Origin of the sequence: Algibacter aquimarinus (genome assembly GCF_039543265.1) — a bacterium.
Lineage (GTDB): Bacteria > Bacteroidota > Bacteroidia > Flavobacteriales > Flavobacteriaceae > Algibacter_B > Algibacter_B aquimarinus.
Map to the genome: position 1 here is coordinate 924,593 of NZ_BAABJK010000004.1, position 24,121 is coordinate 948,713.

Genomic DNA, 24,121 nt, shown 5'->3' on the forward strand with positions numbered 1-24,121 from the left:
AATCAACTTAAAAACCTTTTACTTAATAGTTTATTCAACAAAAAATAGTGCAATTTTAATATTATACATTTACTTTTGATGACTTAAAACTATTGTATTGAATTCAAATATTTTTAAAGCTCATCTTGCGCTTCTGGGGGCTAATTTAATTTATGGCGCCAATTATATTATTGCCAAAGGTATTATGCCTGAGAAAATTAACCCAAATGCGTTTGTTTTTATTCGTTTAGCTTGTTGTGTTGTTTTATTTTGGGCAATTAAATTCTTATTCTTTAAAGAAAAAGTAAAGCGCAAAGACTTTTTAAGATTAGCACTTTGTGGCTTACTAGGTGCTGCAATTAATATGCTGTTTTTCTTTCATGGTATTAACTTAACATCGCCGGTTGATGCATCAATAATCATGACAGTAACACCAGTTATTGTACTAATTTTTAGTTTTTTCATTTTAAAAGAACGTATAACAAAGAACAAATTAATTGGTATTACTATTGCGGGTATTGGCGCCGTATTTCTAATTATTTACGGAAGCAAAGCTACTGGTACTAGTTCATTTATTGGTAATTTATTAGTGTTTTTAAACGCCACTAGTTATGGGCTTTATCTGGTTTTTGTAAAAACCTTAATGAAAAAATACAATGCCATAACGGTTATAAGTTGGATGTTTTTGTTTGGATTAATTTTTGTTTCTCCATTTACTCTGCCTGATTTTATTAACACAAACTTTGAAGCTTTTACAACAAATACCTACTTAGTAATTGGATATGTTGTTTTATTTACTACATTTTTTGCTTATTTATTTAATATTTATGCACTTAACTATGTAATGCCATCTGTAACGAGTAGCTATATTTATTTACAGCCCGTAATTAGTTTTATTATGGTAAGTATTTATGCATATATGTTAATGAAAGACGAGTATGCACAAGACATTAATTTTATAAAAATTTTAAGTTGCTTAATGGTTATTGTTGGCGTGTATATTATTAGTAAATCGTCAAATAAAATGGCATAAATGCAACAATGTTGATATGTTTTAGTTTAAATAAATATAGATTGTTTTTACTTTATTATTTTTACACTATTAATCCAATTTTCTTTATGAGTTCATCTTTTGAAAAGCATCAAAAACGCAAACTAATTTCCTCATACTTTTCGGTTGTACTAAGTATAGCTTTAGTACTATTCTTATTGGGGTTGCTAGGTATGTTAATTTTAAATGCGAAAAAAGTTTCAGACCACTTTAAAGAACAAGTAGTTGTTACAATTTTCTTAAAAGATTCTGCTAAAGAAGTGGAAACTAAGCAGCTTGAAAAAAGTTTAGCTATGGCAGATTATGTAAAATCTACCGAATATGTTTCAAAAGAACAGGCTGCTGAATTTATGAAAGCTGAAAACGGCGAGGATTTTATGGATTTTGTGGGTTATAACCCCCTTCAAAACTCAATCGATGTCCATTTAAAAGCGGATTTTGTAACCTCGGAGCATCTTGAAAAGATTTCTGCAGAAGCAACAAGTAAAAACTTTGTAGAAGAAGTAACTTATGATAATGACTTAGTAAACCTGATGAACGATAATGTGAAGAAAATCAGTTTATGGGTATTGGTTATTAGTGCTGTATTTACTTTAATTGCCGTTTTATTGATAAACAGTTCTATTAGGTTAGCGGTATATTCTAAACGATTCACAATTAAAACCATGCAAATGGTAGGTGCTACGAAACAATTTATTCGTCGTCCATTTGTTTGGAAAAGTGTACGTTTAGGTATGATTGGTGCTTTCTTAGCATTAATAGGAATGGCTATTGTACTTTATTACTTAAACAAAACATTTACTGAATTAGAATTATTAAGTAATCCCGTTTTAGTATCGCTTTTATTTGTTTTAATATTTGCATTAGGAATAGTAATTACCTGGATAAGCACACATTTTGCAACGCAACGTTTCTTGAATTTAAAAACTGATGAGTTGTATTATTAGTTTTTGATGTTATAAATTACAAAACCATTAACAACTTAGTTTTAAATAAATCGTTTAATTTGCAGTAAATTATTCTACGTAAAAGAACCATGGGAGAAAAAAAACGTAAAGAAAACTCGAAACCAACATTTGTTTTTGGAAAGAAAAACTACAAATTCATGTTTATTGGTTTAGCTTGTATTGCATTTGGATTTATACTAATGGCAGGTGGAGGTAGTGACGACCCAAACGTTTTTAACCCTGAAATTTTTCATTGGAGACGTATCAGACTTGCCCCAACGCTTGTTCTTATTGGTTTTGGTATTCAAATTTATGCTATACTTTTAAATCCTGACAAGAAATAATTTAAATTTAAGCACTACTTTACTTTTTAATTACTCTATTTTAATATTTTTACGCCATGGATATTATCGACGCAATCATTCTTGGTGTAATTCAAGGTCTTACTGAATTTTTACCTGTTTCATCTAGTGGACATTTAGAATTAGGAAAAGCCATACTTGGTGACAATTCTGTGCCTGAAGAAAGCTTACTTTTTACAGTAGTACTTCACTTTGCTACAGCTTTAAGTACCATAGTTGTATTTAGAAAAGATATTTTAGAACTAATAAAAGGTGCTTTAAAGTTTAAATGGAATGATGATTTACAGTTTATAGCTAAAATTGCATTATCTATGATTCCTGCTGTATTAGTTGGGTTATTTTTTGAAGAACAATTAGAAGCTCTTTTTGGAGGTAATGTTCTATTGGTTGGTTGCATGCTTATTGTTACTGCTATTTTATTATACCTAGCTGACAAAGCAAAAGACACAAGTAAAAGAGTGTCCTTTAAAAATGCATTTGTAATTGGAATTTCTCAGGCTATTGCTATGCTTCCCGGAATTTCACGTTCTGGTGCTACAATATCAACATCAGTCTTATTAGGAAACGACAAAACTAAAGCAGCTCGATTTTCATTTCTAATGGTTGTCCCTTTAATTTTTGGTAAAATTGTTAAAGATATTTTTAGTGGTGATTTAAGTTATGATAGTGGAAATTTTACAACACTATCTATTGGGTTTGTAGCTGCGTTTGTATCTGGTTTATTTGCTTGCACTTGGATGATTAGATTAGTTAAAAAAAGTAAACTAACTTATTTTGCAATATACTGTGTTATTGTTGGGATTATAGCTATTGCTTTTTCATTGTTAAACTAGCATATGAAAACTGTTGAAGATTATCTTTCCGGACAAGTTTTACTAATAGACAAACCTCTTAACTGGACCTCTTTTCAAGTGGTTAACAAACTACGTTGGGAAATACGTCAAGCTTTCAATTTAAAGAAAATAAAAGTAGGTCATGCTGGCACACTAGACCCATTAGCAACTGGTTTGCTGGTAATTTGTACAGGTAAAATGACTAAACAAATAGACACTTTTCAAGGGCAAATAAAAGAATACACAGGCACATTTGTTTTAGGAAGCACAACGCCTTCATTTGATTTAGAAACTGAAATCAATAAAACCTTTACAACAGAGCACATCTCTGAAGATTTAATTCATATTACCACCAAGAAATTTATTGGTAAAACTCAGCAGTTTCCTCCTGTATTTTCTGCTTTAAAAAAAGATGGTAAACGATTGTATGAATTTGCTAGAGCAGGAGAATCTGTTGATATTCCTTCAAGAACTATACATATTTCTGAATTCGAAATTACCAATATTGATAATCTAAATATTGATTTTAGAGTCGTTTGTAGTAAAGGTACATACATACGCTCTTTGGCAAACGATTTCGGAAAAGCACTTAATTCTGGTGCACACTTATCAGTATTACGAAGAACAAAGATTGGCGATTTTAATATAGACAATAGCATTTCTATAGAAAGTTTTATTAAAAGTCTTACTTCGGAATAATTATTGATTAGCTTAATACAACTAATCAATAATCAATGAAACAACTCTTCTTTTGGTCAATTTTATTAATTGGTTTTTATTCTCAAGCCCAATACAAAAAAGAAAACTTTGAAGGCCTTTTCTATAAAATATCTTTTGCTACAACACTGCGTATTAATGAAGAATATCAGGCTTTTGATGATACCGACGAAACCTTAATTAATCCCAGTGCCTATTTCTTAGAAAACACTTTTGGGTACCAATTTGATATTAGAACTTCAATAGGATTTAACTTGGGTTATAACTGGCATTCTCAACAAGGTTTGCATTTTATTCCAGCTTATTTAACCTTAAGGCATAATTTTATTGTTGATGACACTAATATTTTTGCTCGAGTTGGATATGGTAAGCTTTTAAATTTAGGAAATAGTTTTGAAAACGGGAATCTTTACAAAGTTGGCCTTGGTATTCAATGCTATGGTGATAGCTATCATAATGACTTTTTATTTGGATTAGATTTTACCAGAAAACAATTTGGTTATCGAACTTTAGAGGGTTTATCTAGCATCTCTATCTTTTTTGAATTTATCCTTTAAAAAACTTTTCTGCACTTATTTACGTATATTTATTGTACAATTGCTATAAATTAAAACGGTTTGCACCTAACAAATCAACATAAAGCCCTACTTATCACCTTTCTTATTGCAGGAACGGTAGTTCTTTCTGTTTTTAATTTAAGCCTTCAAAAGCAAAGTGAATTTTCATCTGAAAGTTATTATGAAATAGAACCAGAAGAAGAACTAACCGAAGAGGAAATTAAAGTGCTTGAAGCTTTAGAAAAATTAAATGCCAGCAAAGCAGAAACCAATAACGCTTTTAATGAAACGTCTAAAACTAAGCATTTTGCCCAAGCATATAAGGCTATAGCTCCACCTGAAGATTACGTACCAAAACACAATAGTGACGCTGGGAATTTATCAGAAAGCTACACAAAAAAATATGAGCCTCAAGAAAGCTCGAAAGTAAATGAAAATGAATTATCTTCTTTTGATAAAGTAAACGATTTACTAAAAAAACAGCAAGAAGATAGCAATAACAACAAAAGTACTATTAGTTTTTCTTTAAAAAACAGGAAGAAAGTTTATATACCCATCCCTATTTACTTGTGTGAGGTTAACGGTAAAATAGTAGTAAATATATCTGTAAATGCTAAAGGCAGTGTAACAGATGCTTATTTGAATACATCTTCAAACTCTTCAAATGAGTGTTTAATTGAACACGCTATAGAATATGCTAAACAAGCACAATTTAATGCCGACGCATCAAAAACTTCTCAATTAGGCTCCATAACTTTCAATTTTATTGGTAAACAGTAGGTTTAAGTTCACCAAGTAATTCAATAACATCATCAATTATATTTTGCCCTTTGTCTTTATTATACCAATGCTGTAAGTCTTCTTTAAAATCTGGTGTTAATTTACCATGCATCGCTTTAAACCTGTTCACATAACTTGTTGCTTCGCTTGGTCTAGGTCCATAAGTATTTACAACCTCTCCAGATTCATTATCAATCATAATTAATTTAGGAATAGCTTCGCCTCCATTAGTAAGAAACATACTCATTAGCTCTCGGTTCTCATCACGAAACACAATCTTGATATCAATATTCGAATTTAACTCTGCAATTTTATTTAATACCGGTATTACATGTGCTGCATCTCCACACCAACTTTCAGTAATTATCAACCATGTAACGGAATTATTAAATTGTTTTATCCTATTTTCTGCTTCCTCAGATATGTTAATTTTTTTATCCCATCGTTTCATTCTTCTGAGATTAAGCTTAGTATAATTTGCTAAAGCTTCTGTTTTTTCAGCTCCTGTACTGGAGTTATTTTCAACTAGTTGCTTTACTAAATCTATGTAATTTTGATAAGATATAGAATTACGTAAACTACTATTAATCAAACTTTTCATAATATTTTTATTAAATTAGGACAATAATATAATAACACAAAATTAATGCTCTCATATTTTATTTAAGATGATATTTGTCATACTTTTACTTTAAAACTTACAATTAAAGTTTAAATGTTTTCGATTTAAAATTTCTATATAAATATTTGAGATTCCTTAATCTAGAAAAACACAATATATTCTATAACTTTACCAAAAAAACCTCAAAACATCAGATTATGAACTCGAAAAAAATTAATATACTTTACCTCTTTTTACTGTTATGCTTAACGATTAATGCGCAAATAACCTACGAATCTGCTTTCCCTAATATAGATTTTGAATTTCCTGTTGAAATACAATCACCTAATGATGGAACAGACCGCATTTTTGTAGTTGAGCAAGAAGGACGTATAAAAGTATTTCCCAGAAACTCTAGTGTTACTTCTGGAGATGTTAGCACATTTCTTGACATTACAAATAGAGTTAGTTTTGGTAATGGCCAAGAAATAGGCTTACTGGGTTTAGCTTTTCATCCAGATTTTACTAATAATGGGTTTGTTTATGTCTATTATACAGCTCCTACAACAGCACCAGGTGGGATTGACATAAAAATGGTCCTATCAAGGTTTACTGTAAATAATGGAAATATTAATCTGGCAGATTCAAATAGCGAACTTATTATTTTTGATTTTGATAAAAACATAGATTGGAGTAATCATAACGGCGGTAAAATTGCTTTTGGCACTGATGGTTATTTATATATTTCTATTGGTGATGGTGGTGGTGGTAGTGACCCTTTTGGAAATGGGCAAAACACTAATACTATTTTTGGAAATATTCTTAGAATTGATGTCGATATTGACGGAAGTAATCCTACAGAAACTAATCCTGCTTTGCCAAATGGAAATTATGAGATTCCTAGCGACAATCCATTTGTTAGTTTTAGTGGGCTTGACGAAATCTATGCATATGGCATCAGAAATACTTGGAAGTTTTCCATTGATTACGTAACAAATATAATTTGGGGAGCGGATGTTGGTCAAGGTACTTTTGAAGAAATAAACATTATTGAAAACGGTAATAATTATGGTTGGAGTACTCACGAAGGTTTTGATAACAATGATACTTCTACAACTGATCCTGTCTTCATTTACGACAGATCCGCTGACGACAAATCAATTACTGGTGGTTATGTTTACAGAGGATCTGAAATTACGAGTTTAAATCCTAATATTAATTCTAAATATATTTTCGGTGATTATATAAGTGGTCGTGTATGGGCTTTAGATTACAACCCAACTACAAAAACTGCCAGTAGCACATTACTTTTCAAAACAAATGGTGAAAATATATCTTCATTTGGAGTTGACAAGAATGGTGAATTATATTTTAGCGATTATGGAAGTAACGCTAAATTATACAAATTAGTAGATGGAACCACATTACCATCAGGTAATACCGTAAACGGAATTGGGCAATGGAGTAATTTAGATGAAGGTATTATTAATGGCTCAGTTGAAGCTATTGTTACAGCTCCAAATGGAAATGTATACCACGGTGGGAATTTCAGTAATGCGGGTAATATTAGTGCAAATAATATTGCCGTATGGAATAACACAAATGGTTGGCAAGCACTTGGAAATGGCTCAAACGGTACCATTAGAGCTTTAAAATTAGCCAGTAATGGAAATCTTTACGCTGCAGGTTCATTTTCAGAAATAGATGGTATTTCTGCAAATAACATTGCTGAATGGGATGGAAGTTCGTGGAGTACTTTGGGCTCTGGGGTTGATGGTCCCGTGGCAGCATTGGAAATTGATTCGTCTGGCAATCTATATGTTGCTGGTGTTTTTGAACAAGTAAATGGAACTACGGTTAGAAATATAGCATTGTGGAATGGGACTTTTTGGTCCGCTTTAACAGATGCTACTAACGCACAATCAGGAACAAATAATGAAATTAGATCTTTGGCAATAGATAATAATGATATATTATATGCTGGAGGGAATTTTGATGAAGCTGGAGGAAATACAGCAAACCGAATTGCTACTTGGGATGGCACAAATTGGGGCACATTAGGATCAGGTACCAGCGGTTTTGTAGAAGCCATTGCAACAACAGATACAGATGTGTACATTGGTGGTAACTTTGGATTAGCAGGCGGTATTACAGTAAATCGAATTGCTAGATGGAGTAAAACAAATAATAATTGGTCTACTTTAGGCAATGGCACAAACAACATTGTTAATAGTTTAATTCACGACGGTACTAATTTATATGCTGGAGGTTCTTTCAATAATTGCAATATTGATAGTAATAATAGTATCATAGTAAATAATATAGCACAATGGAGCGAATCAAATGGTTGGCAAGCATTAGGCACTAATACTAGTGTTGGTGTAGATATTAAAGTTAATGCATTATCATTTGCAAGTGATAGCGATGGTATAAATAGAGTATTTGCTGGCGGTAACTTTAATAATGCGGGTTTAGTTAGTGTTAATAATACAGCTCAATGGACTTCAAACTTTTTAAATGTAAATAAGTATAAAGATGAAACGAGCATTTATATTTATCCTAATCCAACTACTGGAATTATCAATCTAGATTCTGAGTACAAATGGACGCTTTTTAATACACTTGGTAAAATAATGAAAACAGGAGAAAGCAAAATACTTTCTGTTGACACCTATCCTGCCGGGTTATATTTTCTAAAAACAGAAAAAGGCTCGACAATAAAAATCATCAAAAAATAATGTCAAAAAAACACAGATGTGGCTGGTGTGAAGGTGATGATTTATATGAAGCATATCATGATAATGAATGGGGAGTTCCGGTTTATGATGACGACACTCTTTTTGAATTCTTGATTTTAGAAACTTTTCAAGCAGGATTAAGTTGGATTACTGTTTTACGTAAGCGCGAAAACTTCAGAAAAGCATTTGACAATTTCGATTATAAAAAAATAGCTAATTACAAGCAAAATAAAATAGAAAACTTACTTCAAGATGCTGGAATTATTAGAAACAAATTAAAAGTTAATGCCACAGTAACAAATGCGCAAGCTTTCATGAAAATTCAAGAGGAATTTGGAAGTTTTAACAAGTATATTTGGGCTTTTGTTGATGGCAAACCCATTAAAAATGCATTTAAAAATTATAAAGATGCACCAGCAAATACCCCTTTAAGCGATACTATAAGCAAAGACTTAAAAAAACGAGGTTTTAAGTTTGTTGGTACAACCGTTATTTACGCACATATGCAAGCCACTGGCATGGTTAACGACCATGAAATAAATTGTTTTAGATATAATGAAGTTTAATATTTTACTCCTTATATGTTGTTGCTCTGTTTCTTTTTCACAAACTAAAGATGAAAAAGAAGAACGTATTCAATTATCAGACTTTCCCGAGATAGCTAAAACATACTTCAACTTTATTTCACATGAAGCAAAATACTTGAAATTTTACAAAGAAACTGATGGTGAAAAACAAAGTTTTGAAGCTAAATTTAAAGTTGACAAACTTCACTATAGTGTTGAATTTGATACGCTTGGAAACCTTGAAGACATTGAAATAGTAATTAAAAAAAAGTATATTACTAAAGATATTTACAAAGCTATTGATAATTATTTTAATTCAACTTTCAAGAAAACCAGAATTATTAAAATTCAAAAGCAGTACGTAAATAACACAAACAAAAACGATAAACAATTCATTCAAAATATTATAGAAAACCCAAACAATAAACACACTCATTTTGAAATTATTGCTGAAATAAAAACGAAAAACAAACAATGAATTAAGAGAATTCACTTTTAATAAAGAAGGAGAATTTGAAAAATCAAGATTAGTAACCTCTTCCTCTTACGAGCATGCCTTATACTAAGTCTGTTATTATAATCATTTTGTGCTTTTTGAGTCTTAGTATTAAGGCTCAAGATGGTTTAAATGCGATAATAGGCGAATCTGCCATATCATTAAACCATAATGCTTCGAAGGAATATAGTATGAATTTTGCTTTTAGAAGTCGTTATTTTTTATACGATAATGAGAGGTTTCAATACCAACAACAGCAAGTAGATATTTATCACTTTTCTACATTTAAACTGAATTTTAATCACAAATTAAGTTTTGGAATATATTACAGAAACAGAGATTGGTTTGATACAGGTAGCGATGAATTGCGTTTTACAGAACAATTTAACTACACTAAACAAAAGCTAGGTGTGCGTTACGGCCATCGTTTTAGAACAGAACAACGCATTTTAAAGAATAAAACTATTTTCAGGCAACGTTATAGGTTTGCTGTTGATTTTCCACTTAATGGAGAAAAACTAGATATTGGAGAAGCATATTTAGTTAGCGCCACTGAAGGTTTATTGAGCTTAAGCAAACCCGACAAGCCTGAAACTGATCTTAGAATCTCTACTCAAATAGGATGGCAAATTACCGAAAGTTTAAAATTACAAACAGGCTTAGAGCACCGTTTGGAAGCCTTTAATTTAGTTGCTAAAAATAATTTATTTGTTTTAACTTCTGCGATTTTTAAGATTTAAATTTTATCCTCCTAAAGAACTTCGTTTTCTTTTATTTCATTAACACTTAACACTTCAATATTCATTGATTTTCCTTTCATTTTTTTTATTCCAAGAGGTTTTAAATGAAAATCAGATTTAAGATTTAAAAGTCTAGTTAAACTCTCACTAATTAATAAATCTTCGCCAAGTTCAGTACACATTGCCTGAATTCTTGCGGTTGTATTAAGAACATCTCCTGTAAAGAATATCTCCTTTTTTAAAGCTCCTATCTCACCCGTTGTAACTTCCCCAAAATGGAGTGCTGCTTTAAAATCCGGGAAAAAACCATATTCTTTCATGTAGTAATTTTTCCTTTTGAATAAATCAGATTTCATATTAAAGAAACATTTAATACAACTATTTTCTCTTATTCCTTTTTTAAGTGTCCATGAAATTACAATTTCGTCTCCTATGTATTGATAGACTTCACCATAATTTTTCAGTATAGCTTCAGATAAATCAAAATAATATGAACGCAAAAACTCAAAATATTTTATATGCCCAAGAGATTCTGCAATTGATGTGGAAGATTTCATATCAGCAAACATAAAAATACGTGTTTCAGAAACTGGTTTATGATATTTTCCAGTGAAAAAATTCAATAAAACATTTTGACCTAAATTCTCACTAATTTCTGCATATAATAAAGAAACAAAAAGTGAAAAGCTAAGCTGTACCATTGAACTTAAATTTGTAATACTAAAAAAAAATGTGAAATATTTATCCCAAACTTTTTTATTTAAAATTGAAGTATCAAGTTCAATACTAGCGGCTAAAGGGTAAGTTAATAGTATGACTAATAAAAAGAAAGCTATATAAATTATAAACTTCGAACTTATTTTAACAAGAAAAGCTTTCTTCTCAAATAATTTACTCAAGAACTTTAACTCTATAAAACCAACTATTAAACCAATAATTGTAATACCTGTAAGAGCAAAAAAAAGAATATTTAGTTCTATTTTTATAGCAGATTCAGGTGTATTTGTTTGGTCTCCAATTGCAGCATATTCAATCCATAAAAACAAACACCCAAAAACTAACCAAATAATTCCAAACGGGATTACTCTTATAATATTTCTCTTTGTAATTGCTGAGAGCTTCAAAATAAAATTATTGTATTTCTTATAAATGTAATTTACTATTTTTAATTAATCAAAATACTTTCACTTTTTTAGGAGCTCAAATTTATAAGTATTTTAAAAACATTTCTCTAGAAATATCCTCTGCCCCCAAACTATGTAAATGATTTGTATACACTTGGCAATCTATCAGTTTGTAATCTGAGTTCTGAATAAATGAGATAATACCTGCCTTACTAGCATTACTTTCTTTTGTAAACATGCTTTCACCACAAAATACACCATTGCCTAAATCTATACCATACAAACCTCCAACTAGAGTTTCTTGACTCCAAACCTCAACAGATTTTGCATAACCTAATTCATGTAATTCTGTATAAGCGTCAATCATGGTATTAGTTATCCAAGTTCCGCTTTGTTCTTTGCGTTTTGCTTTAGCGCACTCTGTAATTACCTCAGTAAAAGCTTTATTAATCGTTATTGTAAAATCTCTATTTCTTAATACTTGGCGCATACTTTTTGAGACTTTTAGTTTCTCTGGAAATAATACAAAACGTGGGTCTGGTGACCACCACAGAATAGGTTCGTTAACTTCAAACCACGGAAAAACCCCTGTTTTATAGGCTAGCAATAACCTACCAACAGATAAATCCCCTCCTACAGCCAACAATCCTTCAGGACTGGCCTTGTTTACATCAGGAAACCAAATATCTTCGTTTAAATATTGCATACTTGTAAATATAAAAAACCTCAATATTTGTTATAACATTGAGGTTTTTTGAAATTCTAAAATAACTCTTGACTACTTCAGTGGCTATTTAGAATGGTAAATCGTCGTGATCTTCTTCTTTTAAATCTCCTGCAGGCTCGAACGCATCAGCTGGTGGTACTGGCGGCATATTTTCGCCTGATGCTTCAGATTGTAAAGCTTCAATTCTCCAACCTTGTATTGAATTAAAATATTTAGTTTCTCCTTGTGGGTTTACCCATTCTCGACCACGTAAATTAATATTAATTTTTACTTGTTGCCCTTCTTTGTAGTTGTTTAATAAATCTGTTTTATCCTGAACAAACTCTACCATAATATGCTGAGGATATTGCTCTTCTGTAGTAACTACAATTTCTCTTTTTCTAAACCCATTACTACCAAAAGTTTGAGTTTCTCCAATCATTTTAATTCTTCCTTGAACTTCCATTTTTATATATAATTATTAAATATTCGTCTGATTTATAATTTATTGTTATGATAACAATATTTTCCAAGCACTTTCTATATCTCCAAAGCTTATGTAATTACGCGCTAATTTATGTTTTTCTCTGTGTGTTGCTGTTTTAATATTAGGGTAACGTTCGCCAACTTCTTCTAAAAAAGCATTCACACTTTCTTTACTTGGCAAAGCTTCTACGTTAGCCAACATCCCTAAATCATTCCCAGTTAATATCATACTATTTTTAACATGATCTGGAAAATTATCAACACCAATACCTAAAGTTGCAATTGGTTTTGGTATTTCAAAGAAACCTTTTTTAGCACGAGTATAAAAACTACCTCCAGCTCTTGATACTAAATCTAATTTCTGCTGATTTATAGTTGCATCAATATTTAAAACTTCATCATCAATATGAAATTTGACAACCTCACAAATAACTAAATTTCCAGCACCACCTTCTTTACCTAATTCAATAATATCATTTACTTTACACTCAAATTGCACTGGCGCTTCTGCAACTCTAAATGGTTTAACAATATCAGATTGTAACATAGTTAAACCTGCTTTTTCAAATTCATTAACACCTTTTTCGTACTCTGTACTAGTTAAAGACATTTGATGCACCATATTAAAACTTACCATATTAATTACAACTTCTTTTGTTGCTTTTACATTTTCTAAAGTATGTTTTACAGTATTATCTCTTACTCTTCTGGCAGGAGAAAATATTAAAATGGGTGGGTTTGCACTAAAAACATTGAAAAAACTATAAGGAGATAAATTAGGATTTCCATCAGCATCAACAGTACTTGCAAAAGCAATAGGTCTTGGCGCTATAGCACTTAATAAATACCCATGTAATTTGCTAGTTGATAAGCTTTTTGGATCTAATGAAGGCATTAAACTTGTTTTGATTTCAACAAATGTAACTAATCTAGTCTGCAACTAAAAACAGAATTACTAACAACTTAAACAATAATATTAACAGTTTTGCATTATATTACTGATTATTTAATTTAACCATGATTTTAACCAAAAATAGTAATGTGGCTAGGTGGATTATAGTCATCGCTTCTTTCATTATTGTGTCTTTAATTTTATGGAAAACTTATGAGTTTTTTCAACATTTTAAAAATGAAGAACGCACCAAGATGGAAAATTGGTCCTTCGCACAAAATGAAATTATAAATTCTAGTACTGAAACTAATTTAGAGCTTACACTACATATTTTAAATAGTAACAAAACAACACCAATGTTGGTTATTAATGAGGATGGTTCATTATATAGCTCTAATAATATTGATGAAACTAAACTTTCAGATTCAAAGTATTTACAAAAACTCATTTCGAAGTTTGAAAAGGAGAATAGACCCATTCCTGTAAAAATAGGAGATAGTATTGCAAGCACAATCTACTATGGTAATTCACCTTTATTGAACAAATTAAAATATTATCCTTTAGCACTTCTACTAATTATCGTTTTATTTGTGGCGGTAATTTTCTTTTTTTACAGCAGTAATAAAAATGCTACTCAAAATAAACTTTGGTCTGGTATGGCTAAAGAAACGGCACATCAAATAGGCACGCCTTTATCATCATTAATTGGCTGGACAGAGATTTTAAAAACCGAAAACATCAATCCAGATTACATTCTTGAAATTGAAAAAGATGTAGACCGTTTAAAAACCATAACTGAACGATTTAGTAAAATAGGATCGCTTCCAACACTAGAGGTTGCTGATATTGTTAAAGAAACTATTCACTCTTACGACTATTTAAAATCAAGATCATCCAAACTAATTGATTTTGAAATTATAGCTCCCAAAGAAGAGATTCCTGTAAACCTTAACAAACAACTTTATAGTTGGACTATAGAAAACCTTGTTAAAAATGCAATTGATGCTATGAAAGGTAGAGGTAAATTAATTGTTGAAATATCTCAATTAGAAAACAATGTAAAAGTTAGTGTATCTGATACAGGAAAAGGGATTTCAAAAAAGGATTTCAATAGAATTTTTGAACCTGGATATACCACAAAAAAACGAGGTTGGGGATTGGGGTTATCGCTTACAAAACGTATTATTGAAGATTTTCATAATGGAAAAATTAAAGTCTTAGAATCAGAAAAAGATAAAGGGAGCACTATACAAATAGCTTTAAAACGTGTTACAAATGCATGATAAATTTATCCCTATAAAAGAAGTTACTTTGAAAAATAATTGCCCTGAATGTTTCAATACCCAGGGTTTAAGATTAACTTTTAAACAACGCTTTATAGAAACCCAATTTTATAAATCTATAACAGCAGATATTAAGCAAGAAATTAATTGCAATATATGTCATAGCATAATTTATCCTGTACAATGGACAGACGACATTGAGCGTGTGGTAGAGTACCAAAAAAGAGCATTCACTCCAAAAAAGACATCACGTTACTTAAAAAAAGCATCTTGGATTATAATTGGACTAATTGGTTTGGTTTTTTTAGCTTTTGTAATTACAGTAATTTATCCTAAACTATAATTCAGCTTTAATAGCATTAGCTGTTTCTTCAAATTCTTCAACAGTAAGTTTTGTTTTTTGAATAAAACGTGCATCATCCATACTTTGCAACGGGATTAAATGTACATGTGCATGTGGCACTTCTAAACCAATCACAGAAACTCCTACACGTTTACACGGTATTGCTTTTTTAATAGCTAAAGCCACTTTTCGTGAAAAATGCATTAAACCATTATATGAATCTTCATCTAAATCGAAAAGCTTATCAACCTCTTTTTTAGGAATACATAATGTATGTCCTTTACTATTTGGATTAAGATCTAAAAACGCTAAAAACTCCTCAGTTTCGGCTACTTTATAACATGGAATTTCTCCGTTTACTATCTTAGTGAAAATACTTGCCATAATTTTGAGAGTTAATTTGAGAGGGTTCTACCTTTGTAGAAATGAAAATTATCTTGAAATTTCTATAATATCAAATTTCATGACACCATTCGGCACTTGAATTTCTGCAACATCGCCTACAGATTTACCTAACAAACCTTTACCTATAGGAGAATTCACTGAAATTTTACCTGAGGCCAAATCTGCTTCGCCATCAGCCACTAATGTATAGTTCATTTCCATTCCATTAGTTTGGTTCTTTATTTTTACTTTAGACAGTACTAATATTTTAGAATTATCTAACTGAGATTCATCAATAACACGAGCACCCGCTAAGGCATCTTCTAATTTAGCAATGCGCATTTCTAACATACCCTGCGCCTCCTTTGCTGCATCATATTCTGCATTTTCACTTAAATCACCTTTATCTCTTGCTTCGGCAATGGCTCTAGAAGCCTTTACACGCTCAACATCTTTAAGCTGTTTTAGTTCTTCTCTTAACTTTTTTAATCCTTCAGGTGTATAGTATGATACTTTACTCATAACTTCATCGTTTACTTAATAAAAATATTCCGAAATAGTTCGGAATAAAAAAATCCCGCTTACACGAGATTGTAATACAAAAGTACAAAATTTTTAGTTATTTAAACACTAAAAGTGCTTAAGCTAACATAGTTAATAGAAAAATAAAATAGACATAGTAAATATCAAAAAAATCTAACTGACTTTGCTTTTTGTTGTAAATTGCAAATCAACTTTTACAAATATGAAATCAACTTTTATTTTAATATTATTTTTCCTTTTTATCTCGTGTAGTAATAACTCAATTAATAACCCAAATTGTAGATTTTTATTAGATTTAGGAATTAATGAAGTTGTTAATTTAAACCTACCTCAATTTAATCAATTACAGTTTGCAGGTAATTCGGTTTATATAGAAAATGTAGGTAATGCTGGTATTATTATAGCAAGTACTGGAGTAGATTTTTTTGCTTGGGATGCTGCGGATCCAAATCACGCTCAAAGCCCATGTTCTGTGCTAGTTAATTCTGGATTAACAGCCATTTGTGGATGCGAAGACAAAAACGAATATAGTTTGGTTACTGGGCAAGCACTAGGTAACGGAGCCCTTGAATGTACTTTAAGAAATTATAGAGTTGAGAAAAGTGGAAATACACTTTTAATAACTAATTAAAAAGCCCCAGCGTAAATACTGAGGCTTTTAAAAAATTATACTTTTTACTTAAAACTTTAAAGTTGCACCAATTAAAAAATTAGTTGTGGCTTGTGGATAAAATCCAGCACCTTCAATAGTGGTTACTGTTCCTGGATTTGAAAAATCATCATCAAACGTAAAGAAGAAACCGTTAGATATGTATTTTTCGTTAAAAATATTATTTATCAATCCTGTTAGCGTAATAGATTTAAATATTGCTTTGGTTTTAATTTCATAAACTATATTTAAATCATTTACAAAATAACTATCTAACTTAGAAAAATCGGCATCAATATTTCCCATAAACTGCTCGCCAACAAATTTACTTAATAATGCAACTTGAAAATTTGAAGCAAAATTATAAGTTAAAGTATTGCCAACAACCAATTCAGGAGAAAAAGCAATATTTGTTTTTCCTAAGTTTTGTAAAATACCGTCTCTTTTAAAAAACGTTTCATTATTCTTATTAGAACTAATTGTAAAGTTTGGTTGTAAAACAAAATTATTCAACGCCACATTAGCTTCTACTTCCAAACCTAAACGATAACTTTCTCCTGTATTTGCTCTTATTTGCGCGCCAGAATTATCTAAAGCGCCAGTAGCTACCAACTGCTCATTGTATGCCATGTAATAAATATTTGCATTAATACTCGCCTTATTGTTTTGGTATCTCCAACCTAGTTCGAAGTCGTTTAATTCTTCTGGTTTTATATCTGGATTGTTTTCAAAATCACCCCTACTTGGTTCTCTATTAGCTCTTGCAAAAGAAGCATATAAACTATTGCTTTTATTAAGATTATAAGTAACACCCAGTTTAGGATTGAAAAAATTGTAGCTTTTATCTATTTCAAAAACATCTAAATCAGAATTTATTCCACTAGTATCATAATGCACGCCTCTGTATTGTAAGTCTCCATACAGACTTAATTTATCATTAAGTCTGTAGGTCATTTTAGCAAACGAGCTAAAATCATATTTATCACCATCACCATCATAATAACGATCGCCAAAATTATTGTTTTGTGCATATTGCTCCCATATAAGTTCGCCAAAATGGTCTCCGTGGTATGAACTATATGATAACCCTGAAATTAAGCTAAACTCATTATTTTTATAATTCACACTTGCATTCAACACATAAAAATCGTTATCTAACCAGCGCCTTCTAACATAATCTTGAGAAGTGATAGTTTCTCCGTTTACAACAATAGGCTCTTTTCCTAAAAAATCGAAACTAGCATCAGGCGCAAAAAAAACGTTTGAATAATAATAATTATCTACATATTCCTCAAAAAAACCGCGCCCATAAGTATAGTTTAAACCCAAATTTGTAGACCAATTATTATTCCATCTTTGGTTCCAATGCAGTTGGAAGTGGTCTTGTTTGTAATTATCAACTTGGTTCTCATAAAACCCAGTAAAATTACCATCATCATCTAACTGTATACCGCTAATATTATAAGTTCTATTGCTATCAATATTTGGATCTGCTCCTACCGCTGCAACATCAACTGGGTTAAAACCATACCAAGATTGATAGGTAATTTCATGCCCGCCAAAAGCTATTGCTTTAATCAACGTTCCATTATTTATATAACTACCTTGTAAAAAATAACTTTTTAAATCTGAAGTAGCTCGGTCTAGATAACCATCAGATTTAATTTGAGATAAACGGCCTGCTAATTCAAAATGATCGTTTAATAACCCCGTACTAAACTTAACATTATGCCTGCGCGTATTAAAACTACCAAAAGAATGCGATGTTTCACCAGAGCTTTGTTCTGAAGCCGCATCAGTAAGAATATTTACACTAGCTCCAAAAGCACCTGCTCCATTAGTTGATGTTCCTACACCTCTTTGAACTTGTAAATTTTCTATAGATGATGAAAAGTCTTGTAAGTTAACCCAAAATGTCCCTAAGCTTTCAGCATCATTATAAGGAATCCCGTTTATGGTAACATTTGTAGATCCTCCACTAATACCTCTAATACGAATACCTGTATAACCAATACCTGCTCCAGCATCACTTGTGGTTACTATTGATGGAAGAAAATTAAGTAATGTTGGCACATCTTGTCCTAAATTACGTTTAGCTAATTCTTCCTTACTTACATTTGAGTGTGTAATTGGAGAATCTGCATCCACACGGACTGCTTTTACTAAAACTTCGTCTAGTTTTTCTGTTTTAGTAGAATCCCGTTGTACTTGATTTTGTTGTGCATTTGCACTGACTGATAACACTAATAGTGTTAAAAAAAGAAAAATGTTTTTCATTACGATTATGTTTATAATCGAATAAAAAGAGGTAATTATTCTTTATTGTTAATAATTAAATTTTGAACGTTAGAAATATTCAGTTAAAATTTAGCTTAGTCATTAGTATCAAATAAGATGAACTAATCGCACTCACTAAAAATGTCTACTAGACATTTTCTAAACGTTCGCTTTCCTAAACAGCATTACCTGTTCTAGGTTCAATGGGTATGATCTCAGCCGATAATAGGCACCCCTTTTTTGAGAACGATGCAAATGTAATAACGAATTTTGAATTAATAACGATTTCTCAACACAATTTTGAAAAAGAAATCAATTTAAATCAATCTTTAAACTCAATCTAAATCTGGTTTTTTTCTATTAGCTTTTTTTTCAGATAAATTACGTTTGTTCTTTAAACGTTTCTTAACTACTGATTTTGGAATTTTAGTTTTAATACGTTTTTTTGGAATAACCAAAGCCGCATTAATTAAACTAAAAAAACGTTTAATAATAATGTCTTTGTTTTTGTGCTGACTTCTACTTTCACCACACTGTAAAATAAGCACCCCTTCTTTTGATAATCTATTTTGAAGTTTTATTAAAAGACGTTCTTTTTGAAGTTCCGAAAACACCAAAGAATTTGCTAAATCAAAATTTAACTCAATTTTTGAAGACACCTTATTTACATGCTGGCCACCACTGCCCGAACTCCGAATAGCTTTAAAATTCAATTCTCCTAATAAGGCACTTTTATCATACATTACGAGACTTGATGAACGGGTTTAAGTAAATCGTTTACTGTTTTAACAGGGTTAAAGGTTTCAACAGGTATTTCAACAAAAATAGAATTCCAAAATGCCATACTACCATTCCATAATCCAGGAAGTTCTAGGGCTTGAATATCTGTTCCATTTTGTGTTTTCATAGTAATAAAAGCCGCTTCAGGATCTACATAATTCATTAAATCAAACTTCTCGCCTTTATAATTTTTTATACCACAAACTAAATCTGTTGGATTAAAATGCGTAGCATTTTTAACAATATCAGCCTGCTTATTGTTATCAATATCTATTTGAGCAAACTCAACAATTTGTAATGAAATATCTCCATTATCATCTTTTACCCAAAAAGGTCCACCACCGGGTTCACCTTGATTTTTAACCATTCCGCAAGCACGAATAGGTCTGTTTAATTTATCTTTTAAATACGATTTCTTTTTCTCTAGCGAAAAATCATCAAACTCATCATGAATAGATACATTCATCTTTTTAGATAAAAACGCAGCCATGGTTAACATGTTAGCTTCAGAAACCGAAACATCATCTAATTGGTGTAAAAACGAAAATGCCTGTTCTTGCACTTCTAAAAGTACACCAGCTACTAGTTTTTTATAATCCGATACTTTTTTATTTCTATCAAAAACTACAATATTATCGATGTTTTTTATGAAAACAATATCGTTATTTAAATCGTTTAAATTTTCTAAAAGCGCACCATGTCCAGCTGGTCTGAATAATATTGAACCATCTTCATTTCTATAAATTTCATTTTCTGTAGTAAGCGCTAAGGTTTCTGTTTCTTCTTTTTGATATGAAAAAGATACATTAAAACTTGTTTTCGTTTTTTCCTCTAAACCTTCTTTAACAGCCTCTAGTTTAGAATTAAAATATTTATGATGTTTCTCTGAAACTGTAAAATGAAGATTTGCTTTTTTATTTGAAGATGCATAAAGTGTTGACTCCATTAAATGTTCTTGAAATGCCGTTATAGCGCCATCTTTATATTTATGAAATGGTAATAATCCTTTTGGAAAAAAGCTATAGTTTAAACCTTCTTCTGTAAGCATAGTTTTAACAAATTCTAAAACAACTTCATCTTCACTAAAACTATCAAAATTGGGGTTTATAACTTTTGCTTTTTCTAGTACCTCTTCATAAAATGGGAATTCTTTTAAGCCAGAAACAAAAGTTTTTATTAAACTATTTCCTGATTTTTCAGCATAGTCATTTATACTTTCGTTTGGATTATAGTTATTCAAAAACTGGAATAAAAACTTGAACATTCTTGATGCCGCACCAGAAGCTGGAACAAACTTTACAATATCTACATTGTTTTGTTTTGACTCATAAAGTGCTATATAATCTTTAACTTCTTTTTCATCATAACTCGCTATGCCTTTTCCAATTGTAGCAGCCGACACTAAATTAGAATACGACATCCCGTTTTTAATTCGGTTTACTTGCGCTTCAACTTGATTGAGGGTTATACCCTTACTTTTTATTTGTGCAATATCTTTTTCTGTAAACATTATGCTTTGGGGTTTAATAGTTTATTAATTTGATTAACGGCTGTTTTAAGGCGTTCTTTTTTATTTCCTCTTAACAGTACGTATGGTCTTTTGTATTTTATTAATTCATTTTCAAAAGCTTTAAACATAGCTTCTCTCTCCTCTGGTTTGTCTCTTAAATCGTCAGCTTCCCAAGGCGTATCTATGTAGGTTAGAAAATATAAATCATATGAATTTTCTAAAGCATGCTTTTCCAAAATAGGATCGCAACTACCTACATAATAAGCTTCGGAATACACTTTGGTTTCGAGCAAATCTGTATCACAAATAAGTACAGAATCTGTTTTTAATGCCAATTCATTTTCAAGCTTCATTTGCCCTTCAGCGATGGGTAATAAATCTTCTGGCTCACAGGTTTTACGCTCATTATTCCATTTATTTTGAAGATATTCTCGCGCATATTCTGGCACCCAAACTGAATTATAATACCTAGCTAATTGTCTAGACAAGGTAGTTTTTCCAGTAGATTCAGGACCAAATAGAACTACTTTTATGCAGTTTGCTGGTTGTTGTTTATACTTTTCTTCCATGCGATATAGCCAAAAATGGCAATGCCTGTAAATAGTAAATATTGAAAACTTGTTAATGTGAATCCTTTATAAAAATATAAAGGCACAGAAATAATGTCTCCAATAATCCAAAAAATCCAATTTTCGAGTTTACGTCTTGCCATAAGCCACATACCAACAAAAAATATTGCCGTGGTAATAGTATCTACATAAGCCACCCAACTCGTCCATTTATCAAAACTGATGTAAACTAAGTAAACAAATAAGAGTGTTGCTAAAAATATGGCTATACTTATCTTTTTTTCGTTGAAAGTTGTTCTGGAAATTGGTGTAACCCTCGAAATGTCAACTTTTTTCGTCCAAATGTACCATCCATAAACACTCATTATAAAATAATAAGCGTTAATCATCATATCTCCTAAAAGCTCCCATTTTAATAACAAATACACAAAAATAACGGTACTAATCATACCTGTTGGAAAGACCAAAACGTTGTTCTGTTTTGAAAACCAAACGGATAGAAAACCAAAAACAATTGCAACAGCTTCTAAAACAATATCAATGGTTTCGTACTCGGAATATTGGCCAAAGAAAAACTCAAAAATGGGGTTCATAATCGTGTCTATCTGATTTTACTATTTTCATATAGAGCAAACCGCGTTCTATAAGCTCAAAAGCTTCTTTTATCTCAGAAGTTAGTACTTGCATAACCTCATTGTAATCGCCATAAACTTGTGTGCTTAAAGGATTTTCAAGCACTTTTAACTTAGACGCTCTTAACTTTTTTATAAAATGAATAATGGCTGGTTCGAAATCGTCATGTAAAGGTGTAAGTGTTAACTCAACTGATATTTTCATTAATTTATTTTTTTAATTCGTCAAAAAACGATTCGTCATTCTCAAAAGCTGTACCAATAACTACCATATCTGCTCCTGAATTATACGCGTTTTCAATTTGTAATTTAGATTTTATTCCGCCCCCAACAATTAACGGAATTTGCAATTCACTTTTTACGTTTTCAATAATGGCAGAGGTTAATGGTTTTATTGCACCACTTCCGGCTTCCAAATATATTAGCTTCATACCTAAAAACTGTCCTGCTTTTGCTGTATCTACTATATTTTCAATATCTTTTCTCAATATAGGTTTAGTGTTTGTAACCTCTTCTACTGCTGTTATTTTACCGCTTTCAATTAAAATATACCCAGTTGGTATTACTTCCAAAGGTGAGGCTTTTAATTTAGAAATAGCCTTTACGTGTTTACCAATTAAATACTCTGGATTTCTACCCGAAAGCAAGGACAAAAACAACAAAGCATCTGCCTTATTAGTAATTTGTGTAATGTCTCCAGGGAATAAAACAATAGGTAAGTTAGTGTGTTTTTTAAGTTCTGAAACTAGAACATCTGTTACACCTTCATCAACGGTACTTCCACCAACAAATATATGAGTCGCAATAGATTGGTTTACTTTTTTAATGAATTTAAATGTGTTTTCAATTAAAAACTTATCAGGATCAATTAATATGGCTAATAATTTTTTGCCTGCTTTACTATTGCCTTGTATGTTTTTATAAATTGTATTCATTTAAACTAGGGCATATGCACAAGTAAAACCTTCAAACTCAAAAAAATGTATGTTGTAGCGGTGTTTTTTGTCTTCATAATCTATCCAAGCCACAGTTTCAGCATCTAATAAAGTAAATGGAATAACTAAACAGTGTTGCTTAAAGCTCAGTCCTGGTGTAGCAAAAAGCTTGTATAAGGATTCTTTTACACACCAAATAACAGTTAACTTTTTAACATAATCACCCTCCATTTTATTTAAATAATCAAACTCATAGTCGATAAACTTGTTTGCTATAACAGCAATTTTATCGCGCTGTTTTTCTATGTCAATTCCAACTATTAAATCGCTAACTATAACTGCTGAAAAATTAAATGAATGGGTAATCGATATATGTTTGCCATCTTTCAAATGGGGCTTCCCATTTTCATCATAAAATAAATCAGAATCTGTATATCCAAACTCTTGAAGTAAATGACGCACGCTTAAAAATCCACGTTGATGTAATTCACTTTTCATTCCCAAAACTCGCTCTAAAGCAACCGGTTTCAAATTAACTTTAGCCATTAAATCTTGGTAAGATTCGGTAATCTTCCAAATTTTAACAGTAGTTTGTGAATTTGGAGTTATGGTTTTATATAAAGGCATTTAATATTCTAAAA

The 24,121-nt window shown here is 30.9% G+C and carries 29 protein-coding genes; 14 read left to right on the top strand and 15 right to left on the bottom strand.

What is annotated here, in order from left to right; translation table 11 throughout:
• Positions 1-97 precede the first annotated feature (97 nt).
• From ABD939_RS06820 to ABD939_RS06850, 7 genes are all read left to right on the top strand, one after another.
• The gene (locus ABD939_RS06820; protein ID WP_345166124.1) at positions 98-1,012 is read left to right on the top strand and encodes a DMT family transporter; all 915 of its coding nucleotides are present in this window, start codon (positions 98-100) and stop codon (positions 1,010-1,012) included.
• A gap of 86 nt (positions 1,013-1,098) precedes the next feature.
• Positions 1,099-1,977 (top strand): cell division protein FtsX, encoded by an 879-nt coding sequence (locus ABD939_RS06825; RefSeq protein ID WP_345166127.1) that lies wholly within the window; start codon positions 1,099-1,101, stop codon positions 1,975-1,977.
• A gap of 89 nt (positions 1,978-2,066) precedes the next feature.
• Positions 2,067-2,321: a DUF3098 domain-containing protein gene (locus ABD939_RS06830; RefSeq protein WP_345166130.1), complete on the top strand. Its 255-nt coding sequence runs from the start codon at positions 2,067-2,069 to the stop codon at positions 2,319-2,321.
• Between the two features lie 56 nt (positions 2,322-2,377).
• Complete coding sequence (gene uppP, locus ABD939_RS06835; protein ID WP_345166132.1) at positions 2,378-3,172, top strand: undecaprenyl-diphosphatase UppP; 795 nt, start codon at positions 2,378-2,380, stop codon at positions 3,170-3,172.
• Positions 3,173-3,175: 3 nt separating this feature from the next.
• Positions 3,176-3,871, top strand: a complete 696-nt coding sequence (truB, locus tag ABD939_RS06840) for a tRNA pseudouridine(55) synthase TruB (RefSeq protein WP_345166135.1) — start codon at positions 3,176-3,178, stop codon at positions 3,869-3,871.
• A 35-nt stretch (positions 3,872-3,906) separates the two neighbouring features.
• On the top strand, positions 3,907-4,446 hold the full coding sequence (locus tag ABD939_RS06845; protein ID WP_345166138.1) for a hypothetical protein: 540 nt from the start codon (positions 3,907-3,909) through the stop codon (positions 4,444-4,446).
• Positions 4,447-4,506: 60 nt separating this feature from the next.
• The gene (locus ABD939_RS06850; protein ID WP_345166141.1) at positions 4,507-5,226 is read left to right on the top strand and encodes a hypothetical protein; all 720 of its coding nucleotides are present in this window, start codon (positions 4,507-4,509) and stop codon (positions 5,224-5,226) included.
• Here the strand turns inward: ABD939_RS06850 and ABD939_RS06855 are convergent.
• Positions 5,210-5,827 (bottom strand): thioredoxin family protein, encoded by a 618-nt coding sequence (locus ABD939_RS06855; RefSeq protein ID WP_345166143.1) that lies wholly within the window; start codon positions 5,825-5,827, stop codon positions 5,210-5,212. The genes ABD939_RS06850 and ABD939_RS06855 overlap by 17 nt on opposite strands.
• Before the next feature lie 218 nt (positions 5,828-6,045).
• Here ABD939_RS06855 and ABD939_RS06860 point away from each other — a divergent pair, with 218 nt between their 5' ends.
• The 4 genes from ABD939_RS06860 (at position 6,046) to ABD939_RS06875 (ending at position 10,367) form a co-directional block, all read left to right on the top strand.
• Positions 6,046-8,565, top strand: coding sequence for a PQQ-dependent sugar dehydrogenase (locus ABD939_RS06860; protein ID WP_345166146.1), 2,520 nt, complete (start codon positions 6,046-6,048; stop codon positions 8,563-8,565).
• Positions 8,565-9,131: a DNA-3-methyladenine glycosylase I gene (locus tag ABD939_RS06865; RefSeq protein ID WP_345166149.1), complete on the top strand. Its 567-nt coding sequence runs from the start codon at positions 8,565-8,567 to the stop codon at positions 9,129-9,131. The genes ABD939_RS06860 and ABD939_RS06865 overlap by 1 nt, the downstream gene beginning before the upstream one ends.
• Entirely contained in the window at positions 9,121-9,609 is a 489-nt protein-coding gene (locus ABD939_RS06870) for a hypothetical protein (RefSeq protein ID WP_345166151.1), read from the top strand. The genes ABD939_RS06865 and ABD939_RS06870 overlap by 11 nt, the downstream gene beginning before the upstream one ends.
• Positions 9,610-9,725: 116 nt before the next feature.
• Entirely contained in the window at positions 9,726-10,367 is a 642-nt protein-coding gene (locus tag ABD939_RS06875; protein WP_345166154.1) for a DUF2490 domain-containing protein, read from the top strand.
• A gap of 11 nt (positions 10,368-10,378) precedes the next feature.
• On the opposite strand, the gene ABD939_RS06880 is transcribed toward ABD939_RS06875, so the two are convergent.
• From ABD939_RS06880 to ABD939_RS06895, 4 genes are all read right to left on the bottom strand, one after another.
• Complete coding sequence (locus tag ABD939_RS06880; protein WP_345166157.1) at positions 10,379-11,491, bottom strand: adenylate/guanylate cyclase domain-containing protein; 1,113 nt, start codon at positions 11,489-11,491, stop codon at positions 10,379-10,381.
• Positions 11,492-11,573: 82 nt separating this feature from the next.
• Positions 11,574-12,197, bottom strand: a complete 624-nt coding sequence (aat, locus tag ABD939_RS06885; RefSeq protein ID WP_345166160.1) for a leucyl/phenylalanyl-tRNA--protein transferase — start codon at positions 12,195-12,197, stop codon at positions 11,574-11,576.
• A gap of 88 nt (positions 12,198-12,285) precedes the next feature.
• The gene (locus tag ABD939_RS06890; RefSeq protein ID WP_345166163.1) at positions 12,286-12,663 is read right to left on the bottom strand and encodes a DUF3127 domain-containing protein; all 378 of its coding nucleotides are present in this window, start codon (positions 12,661-12,663) and stop codon (positions 12,286-12,288) included.
• Between the two features lie 45 nt (positions 12,664-12,708).
• Entirely contained in the window at positions 12,709-13,578 is an 870-nt protein-coding gene (locus ABD939_RS06895; protein WP_345166165.1) for a flavin reductase family protein, read from the bottom strand.
• 122 nt (positions 13,579-13,700) lie between these two features.
• On the opposite strand from ABD939_RS06895, the gene ABD939_RS06900 reads away from it, so the two are divergent.
• Both ABD939_RS06900 and ABD939_RS06905 read left to right on the top strand, forming a co-directional pair.
• On the top strand, positions 13,701-14,858 hold the full coding sequence (locus ABD939_RS06900) for a sensor histidine kinase (protein ID WP_345166168.1): 1,158 nt from the start codon (positions 13,701-13,703) through the stop codon (positions 14,856-14,858).
• A complete protein-coding gene (locus ABD939_RS06905) occupies positions 14,851-15,201 on the top strand; it encodes a hypothetical protein (RefSeq protein WP_345166170.1) in 351 nt (116 codons plus the stop codon). Before ABD939_RS06900 ends, ABD939_RS06905 begins: the two co-directional genes overlap by 8 nt.
• On the opposite strand, the gene ABD939_RS06910 is transcribed toward ABD939_RS06905, so the two are convergent.
• Positions 15,196-15,585 (bottom strand): HIT family protein, encoded by a 390-nt coding sequence (locus ABD939_RS06910; protein ID WP_345166172.1) that lies wholly within the window; start codon positions 15,583-15,585, stop codon positions 15,196-15,198. The two genes, ABD939_RS06905 and ABD939_RS06910, sit on opposite strands and share 6 nt — an antisense overlap.
• A gap of 48 nt (positions 15,586-15,633) precedes the next feature.
• Positions 15,634-16,107 (bottom strand): transcription elongation factor GreA, encoded by a 474-nt coding sequence (gene greA / locus ABD939_RS06915; protein WP_345166174.1) that lies wholly within the window; start codon positions 16,105-16,107, stop codon positions 15,634-15,636.
• A 223-nt stretch (positions 16,108-16,330) separates the two neighbouring features.
• Here greA and ABD939_RS06920 point away from each other — a divergent pair, with 223 nt between their 5' ends.
• Positions 16,331-16,759 (top strand): Rieske (2Fe-2S) protein, encoded by a 429-nt coding sequence (locus tag ABD939_RS06920; protein ID WP_345166176.1) that lies wholly within the window; start codon positions 16,331-16,333, stop codon positions 16,757-16,759.
• Between the two features lie 48 nt (positions 16,760-16,807).
• Here ABD939_RS06920 and ABD939_RS06925 read toward each other — a convergent pair whose 3' ends face one another.
• The 8 genes from ABD939_RS06925 to ABD939_RS06960 form a co-directional block, all read right to left on the bottom strand.
• Positions 16,808-19,054, bottom strand: coding sequence for a TonB-dependent receptor (locus tag ABD939_RS06925; RefSeq protein WP_345166178.1), 2,247 nt, complete (start codon positions 19,052-19,054; stop codon positions 16,808-16,810).
• 335 nt (positions 19,055-19,389) lie between these two features.
• On the bottom strand, positions 19,390-19,797 hold the full coding sequence (gene arfB / locus ABD939_RS06930; RefSeq protein WP_345166180.1) for an alternative ribosome rescue aminoacyl-tRNA hydrolase ArfB: 408 nt from the start codon (positions 19,795-19,797) through the stop codon (positions 19,390-19,392).
• Entirely contained in the window at positions 19,797-21,344 is a 1,548-nt protein-coding gene (locus ABD939_RS06935) for a DUF4301 family protein (RefSeq protein ID WP_345166182.1), read from the bottom strand. Before ABD939_RS06935 ends, arfB begins: the two co-directional genes overlap by 1 nt.
• Positions 21,344-21,913 (bottom strand): AAA family ATPase, encoded by a 570-nt coding sequence (locus tag ABD939_RS06940; protein WP_345166185.1) that lies wholly within the window; start codon positions 21,911-21,913, stop codon positions 21,344-21,346. The genes ABD939_RS06935 and ABD939_RS06940 overlap by 1 nt, the downstream gene beginning before the upstream one ends.
• The gene (pnuC, locus tag ABD939_RS06945) at positions 21,874-22,506 is read right to left on the bottom strand and encodes a nicotinamide riboside transporter PnuC (protein WP_345166188.1); all 633 of its coding nucleotides are present in this window, start codon (positions 22,504-22,506) and stop codon (positions 21,874-21,876) included. Before pnuC ends, ABD939_RS06940 begins: the two co-directional genes overlap by 40 nt.
• Positions 22,490-22,750, bottom strand: a complete 261-nt coding sequence (locus ABD939_RS06950) for a thiamine-binding protein (protein ID WP_345166190.1) — start codon at positions 22,748-22,750, stop codon at positions 22,490-22,492. The genes pnuC and ABD939_RS06950 overlap by 17 nt, the downstream gene beginning before the upstream one ends.
• Positions 22,751-22,754: 4 nt before the next feature.
• Positions 22,755-23,480, bottom strand: coding sequence for a phosphoglycerol geranylgeranyltransferase (locus ABD939_RS06955; protein ID WP_345166192.1), 726 nt, complete (start codon positions 23,478-23,480; stop codon positions 22,755-22,757).
• On the bottom strand, positions 23,481-24,107 hold the full coding sequence (locus tag ABD939_RS06960; protein WP_345166194.1) for a 4'-phosphopantetheinyl transferase family protein: 627 nt from the start codon (positions 24,105-24,107) through the stop codon (positions 23,481-23,483).
• Between the last annotated feature and the right edge of the window lie 14 nt (positions 24,108-24,121).